This window comes from Gilliamella sp. Pas-s27 (assembly GCF_009795865.1).
Classification (GTDB): Bacteria; Pseudomonadota; Gammaproteobacteria; order Enterobacterales; family Orbaceae; genus Gilliamella.
In genome coordinates, this window is sequence record NZ_WTEW01000063.1 from 1 (window position 1) to 2,488 (window position 2,488).

The 2,488-nt window shown below is 32.0% G+C and carries 2 protein-coding genes and 1 pseudogene; all 3 read left to right on the top strand.

Features of this window, described 5'->3' with window-relative positions:
• Window positions 1-956: hypothetical protein (locus tag GQ589_RS11535; protein WP_160426361.1), on the top strand; the 956-nt coding region annotated here is incomplete at its 5' end.
• Window positions 953-1,609, top strand: a complete 657-nt coding sequence (locus GQ589_RS11540) for a hypothetical protein (RefSeq protein WP_160426363.1) — start codon at window positions 953-955, stop codon at window positions 1,607-1,609. The genes GQ589_RS11535 and GQ589_RS11540, both read left to right, overlap by 4 nt.
• A 239-nt stretch (window positions 1,610-1,848) precedes the next feature.
• Window positions 1,849-2,488, top strand: a pseudogene (locus tag GQ589_RS11545) (hypothetical protein); the annotation flags it as partial.

Consider the following 2,488-nt stretch of genomic DNA (forward strand, 5'->3'; position numbering starts at 1 on the left):
TAGAAAAACAAGTAACAGCTTGGGAAAAGACCAAAGAGAAGATAAAAAAGATGTTATGGTGGGATGATGTAGCTAAAGGCTTAGCCAAGTTAAACCAACAAAACGACACGCAACCAGAAAATGGCGAGACAACCAGTACCCCAACCGCTACAACCACCGCAACAGACACCCCCCCACCTGCCACGCTTAGTGCTGACGGCAAGGCGTGGTTTATTCATCCGGTAGCGATGGTGGATTATTTCACTAGAGTAGGAATTGTTACTTATCATATTTATCATGACGGAAAAATTGAAAGGCATATACCAGTAGAGACATTAAAAGGTTATGAAAAAAAATATAAATATGTCTATCATGATAAAAATAGTCATGTACATCAATTAGGAATATATGATTATGTTGAAGTAACAAATATTTTTTACCCTCACCAAAGATATGGTCTTACAAAATTCATTCATCTTATTGATTTAAGAGAAGTTCGTCAAAAATATTCACAACACGGTCTGAAGTACTGTTTTAATGTAGATAGTAATCAAAAACGATTTTTCATGAATCGTGATACTTTAGCAAGTTTTTTTGGAGCAATGCTAGAAGTTAATTTTGTTGATATTAGTTGCAATGGGTTTAGTACTATCACTGGTGGTTCAGGGAGCAGTAAGAGCCATTATAATGGTTATCATGGTGATTTTAAATATTTAAGAATTGATGAAGTTTTGGCAAAAGGAGATGGGACAAGCCTTCATATTGATCTACATCCTGAATTATTTGATGTTGAACGTCAAAATCAGTGGAATGATGCTTTATATAAATTTGGTTGGACAGATATGCTTGGTTGGAGTTATACCTTAAACAAAATTAAAAAATTTCCTAACAATATAACAAAAGAGACTGCACACCATAATCATCATTTGCATGTACAGTTTTATGATATGGATAAAATTAAGGAGCATAAAAAATGAAGAACCTAATCTATCCTGTAGTTATATATTTTATCATACTGTGTCATATTAATCTTGCAATGGGTAATAATGTACAAAATGATCTACATTATTATCAAAAAATAAGTTTGCCTTATTCATCGAATGACGTAACAAAATATTATTATTGGGAGGATAAAACTGAAGAATTGCGTATATCTCCAAATCAAAAAGTATCAGTTAGGTTTTCTGATAAAGAATGCTGCATTTTGCGAAAATTAGCAAAATTTGCCAGAAGTGATTCTTATTACCCTGCTATTTATTTTAGTTATAAAAATATTTTATATAAAGGTATATTTTTTATCAATTATACCGATAATGATATGCCAATATTTATTTTTCAACTAAATAGTTATGATCTTAATGGAAACATTATTGACGTAATCGTTTTAGATGAACGAGTAAATGTAGAAGGTGAAGTGTTATACTTTAATGATTTTACAATTCAACAAAATGGGGAGATTTTAGTTAGTAAAAATGAACAATATTTACTTGACTATGATTTAATTGATAATAAAGGTGAAGGTTTTAGAATAGGTGAAGCAAAATCTAAAAAATTTACATATCAAATGAGTACTTCAGGCATTTTTAAAAAGATAAACGAAACAAATTATAAACAATATAAGTGGAAGTGATTGATAAAATAATAATCTGGTTTATACAAAAATATGGGAAAATTAACAAAGATTGTGGGTTTATTGCTTAAAGATAGTAGCTAACCACTGTAACTATCCCCTAAAATAGTACGGCAAAAAAGTAGAAAATGCACTACGATAAAAGTAAAAGAGAATTTGAATATGAAAAAGATGACAGAATACAAAATCGTATTGATATTAAAAGAAGCAGAAGCTAGCATTCCTGTTAAAGAGCTTTGATGTATCGGATTAAAGCGGGTGATTTAGTGGGGCATATAGGTCATAACCAAAATAAAGGTATTACTAAAGAAACCGATGAAGATGGTAAGTATATTGATATAGACACTTTGCCAGAAAAGTCAAAAGATAAAGAATTCTGCGCTCATTTACATGTTGAGTGTTTCACCTGTGAAGACTTACCAAGTTATATTACTCAAACGCAAGCGGAAGCGAGTAAAACCGCAGAAGAAGACAAAACATTTATTGGCATAGCGAAACAAACCAAACTACTGGAAAAAGAAGCAGCATCAGATACGACAGTGGGTAAACCTTATGCAAAGACCAAGATAAAGATACTCAGTCAAGATGTCAAGGTTGCTTGGTTACAGATTGAAATTTATTCATCAGAAACAGAAAAAAAGACATTATGGATAAAAAACGAAGCCGCTATAGCCAAAGTGGCCAAACCTAATGGAGAGTTATCTTTAGCAGAAAGTACAGTGGCGTGGACTAAGCACCCTTTACAAGCAAGCAATATAGCAAGTAGCACACTGATTGTGGGCATAGCATCATTAGTCAATATGAATGATGCTAAGTTATCGCTAAGAGACAATCGAGCAATTGATGCACAAAATAATGTGTGGTTAAAAATTGATGTAC

Excerpts from the sequence above, each read along its gene's own strand:
- GQ589_RS11540 (WP_160426363.1), top strand. The coding sequence starts at position 953 with ATGAAGAACCTAATCTATCCTGTAGTTATATATTTTATCATACTGTGT.